Origin of the sequence: Burkholderia sp. AU4i (genome assembly GCF_000466765.1) — a bacterium.
Lineage (GTDB): Bacteria > Pseudomonadota > Gammaproteobacteria > Burkholderiales > Burkholderiaceae > Burkholderia > Burkholderia cepacia.
This window is the reverse complement of the sequence record NZ_ASSI01000275.1, coordinates 1-2,978: the sequence shown is the minus strand read 5'-3', so window position 1 is coordinate 2,978 and position 2,978 is coordinate 1. Positions and strand designations below refer to the sequence as shown.

Annotated in this window: 4 protein-coding genes; 1 reads left to right on the top strand and 3 read right to left on the bottom strand. The window is 62.2% G+C overall.

Features of this window, described 5'->3' with window-relative positions; all coding sequences use genetic code 11:
- Positions 1-93 precede the first annotated feature (93 nt).
- The gene (locus L810_RS40140) at positions 94-354 is read left to right on the top strand and encodes a hypothetical protein (RefSeq protein ID WP_042978193.1); all 261 of its coding nucleotides are present in this window, start codon (positions 94-96) and stop codon (positions 352-354) included.
- A 9-nt stretch (positions 355-363) separates the two neighbouring features.
- On the opposite strand, the gene tnpC is transcribed toward L810_RS40140, so the two are convergent.
- From tnpC to tnpA, 3 genes are all read right to left on the bottom strand, one after another.
- Positions 364-1,986, bottom strand: coding sequence for an IS66 family transposase (gene tnpC, locus L810_RS40135; RefSeq protein WP_021163843.1), 1,623 nt, complete (start codon positions 1,984-1,986; stop codon positions 364-366).
- 89 nt (positions 1,987-2,075) lie between these two features.
- Positions 2,076-2,429, bottom strand: a complete 354-nt coding sequence (tnpB, locus tag L810_RS40130) for an IS66 family insertion sequence element accessory protein TnpB (protein WP_021163842.1) — start codon at positions 2,427-2,429, stop codon at positions 2,076-2,078.
- Positions 2,429-2,893, bottom strand: a complete 465-nt coding sequence (gene tnpA, locus L810_RS40125) for an IS66-like element accessory protein TnpA (RefSeq protein WP_021163841.1) — start codon at positions 2,891-2,893, stop codon at positions 2,429-2,431. The genes tnpB and tnpA overlap by 1 nt, the downstream gene beginning before the upstream one ends.
- Positions 2,894-2,978 lie beyond the last annotated feature (85 nt).

Genomic DNA, 2,978 nt, shown 5'->3' with positions numbered 1-2,978 from the left:
GTAAGCGCTAAATCTGCCACACGTCGTGATGTCTGGCGTTACCGGGTAACATGTTTCGAATCGATAGTTACCGGGTAACGAAGGAGGTGTGAGATGACGCAAACGACGGCGCAGCGGCAAGCGGCTTATCGGGCAAGGCGCGACACAGCAGGCAAGGATGGCAACGGTGATCGGCGTCTGGATATGTGGGTGAGCACTGAAGCGTATCTTGCTCTGACGCGGCTAGCTCGCCGTTACTCGGTAACGAAGCGACAGATGCTGGAACGGTTGGTCGCGCGGGCGGACGACGCGATCGTGCGCCGACTCGATCCCGATTCGGAACAGTGGGACCAATACTTCGGCCCAGCGCGGTAGCGATTGGAGTTACCCGGTAACGGCTTGCCGTCGAGCGAAGTTGAACGGTAACAGGTCGCTAATATCGGCCTCCGGTGCGCGCTGCGGCAATTCGGTCAGCACGTGCAGCAGATAGGCATGAGGATCGACGCCACAGGCCCGACACGTGAGCATCAGGCTGTAGACCATTGCGCTGGCTTTCGCGCCGTCAACTGTATCGCTAAAGAGCCAGGACTTTCGTCCGGTCACAAAGGGCCTGATGTCGCGTTCGATGACGTTGTTATCGATTGGGGCCCGGCCGTCCTCTACATAGCGGCTCAGATACCGCCATTGCCTGAGACAGTAGCCGATCGCCTCGCCCAGCAGGCTCTTTGGCAGAACCTTCGGCGCGAGTTCGTCGAGCCATATTTTGAAGGCGTTTAGCAACGGCACGCTGTGCTGCTGGCGCAGGCGGTACCGGTAGTCGGCCAGTGTCTCGCCCTCGGGCAATGTCTGTTTGGCGAGCGTCTCGACCTGGTACAGCGCCTGGAAGAATTCGAGCGCCTTCGTGATGCGCGGGCTCGGTTTGTTCTTCTGTGCCTTGAGCGCGTCCGTGAACATCCGGCGTCCATGCGCAAGGCATCCGAGGTGCGTGGCCGATTTAACCGTCCGCCACGCAGGCCAGCCGTCAGTCATCAGCGTGCCCGCGTAGTCTCCGAGGAATTCCTTCGGGTACTGCTGGCCACGCCCAGGCTGGTACTCGAACAGCACCACCGGCTGCTCGCTATCCTCCGCGCTTCGGTAGACCCACATATACGACGTGTCCTGCGCGTTTCGACCGTTCTCCTTTAGGACCTGGACGGTGGTCTCGTCGCCGTGAATCAGCCACTGGCTCAGCAGAATCTTCTTGAGCGCCTCGAACAGGCGCGTGTAGTGAAGCTCGGCGGGGCGGATGATCCAATTGGCCAGCGTGCCGCGGCTGACCGCGATGTTCGAGCGCGCAAGCACGTCCTCCATCCGGTACAGCGGCGTGCCGTCGACATACTTGCCGGCCGTGACGGCGGCGATCATCGATGCACTGGCGTGACTGCCCGGCAAGGGCTGCGCCGGCATCGATGCGACCACGATCGGCGTATGCACACCGTGACGCTCGCAGTGACGGCACGCGTACTTGAAACGCGCGTGCTGCAGCACCGTGACCTTGACCTCCATGTGCAACTGCTCGCTGACTTCCTCGCCCATCCGATGCATCGCCTTGCTACAGCACGGGCAGATCTTCTGGTCCTCGGGTAGGTCGTACTCGATTCGCTCGCGCGGCAGGTCTGCGGGCAGCGGTTTGCGGCCACGTTTGCGCGGTTCAGGCTGGCCGAGCTCCGGCAGCCCGGTATCGGGCAGCGTCGGTGCGTCGCCGTCGCCCTCGTCGGGCGGCTCAGCGTGGGTCGCCTCTTCGGCCTCATTAAACACGCGGTCGCGACGCTTCTCGCTCTTGGGTGCGTACTGTCGGGCCAACGCGAGACGGTATTGCTCTTCGAGCGTATCCAGGCGCCGGGTCAATTCGTCAATCCTGGCGTCACGCTCGGCAATGAGCTGAGCATCGGCAGCCACCCGCTCCTCCAGCTTGTGGATATAGGCCTTGGCGGTGCGCGGCAGTCGGGGGAGATCGGGAGGGGACATGCGCTCAACGATAGCGAATCGCAGAGCCAAATAGGTTTACGCGAATTTGTAACAGCTAAAGCTGCCGTTGCTTACCGGCAACGGCAGCTTTAGCTCGCGTGGCAGTACTGCCGCGCTGGGTGGCGACGCACTGCGTCGACATCGACACCGTCGAGCAGCAGGTGAAGCTGCTCGGCCGTCAGTTCGATCACGGCTTGCTGACGGCGGGGCCAAACGAAACGGTCGGCCTCGAGTCGTTTCAATAGGAGCCAGAATCCGGCCCGGTCATACAGCAGAAGCTTCACGCGATCGCGTTTGCGGTTGTGGAACGCGAAGACGGCTCGTGCAAGCGGATCGAGCTGCATCGACTGCTCGACCAGCGTGACGAGGCTGTTGATGCCGGCACGGAAGTCGATGGGCTCGCGGTGCAGGTAGATCTGCAGGTCCGCGTCGAAGCGGAACATCAGCGTGCCCCCAACGCTTCGATCATCGCCTTCACGAGGGCGCTATCGTGTGCGGCGCATTCGAGCTGCAGCGTCACACCGTTGGGCAACTGCGCCGTTAGCCGCGCCGGCGTCGTTGCCTTCGCCGATTCGTATCTGTGCGACGTTCGCCGCATGCTCACCGGCTCGGGATTCGTGCGCACCGGCGCCAGTTCGCCCACCGTGACGACCGGCACGAATGCCGATGGCAACGGCTCGACGCTCGCCGTCGCAGCAGTGGTATTCGCGCGTTCGCGCAACTGAATCCACTTATGCAGCTGGTTAGCGTTCACGCCGGCCTTCAACGCCAGTCCGGCAATTGACGCGCCCGGCTGCAGGCAGGCTTCAACCAGCTTGCGCTTACCCTCGGCGTCAAATTTTCGCTTGCCCGCCGACGTCACGCCGGTCACGCGCAGCGGAAGGAAATCAACTTCGTTCTGTGTCATCGGTTGCGTCCGCAAGTTGTAGTTGCGGACGCAAGCCTGCTCTCGTTCAGCTTCCGATTCTAGGTGCGCTTAAATTCGCGCTTAC

Bases quoted from the DNA above. Each gene is read 5' to 3' on its own strand.
- L810_RS40140 (WP_042978193.1), top strand. From the start codon at position 94: ATGACGCAAACGACGGCGCAGCGGCAAGCGGCTTATCGGGCAAGGCGC.
- tnpB (WP_021163842.1), bottom strand. From the start codon at position 2,429: ATGTTCCGCTTCGACGCGGACCTGCAGATCTACCTGCACCGCGAGCCC.
- tnpA (WP_021163841.1), bottom strand. From the start codon at position 2,893: ATGACACAGAACGAAGTTGATTTCCTTCCGCTGCGCGTGACCGGCGTG.
- tnpC (WP_021163843.1), bottom strand. From the start codon at position 1,986: ATGTCCCCTCCCGATCTCCCCCGACTGCCGCGCACCGCCAAGGCCTAT.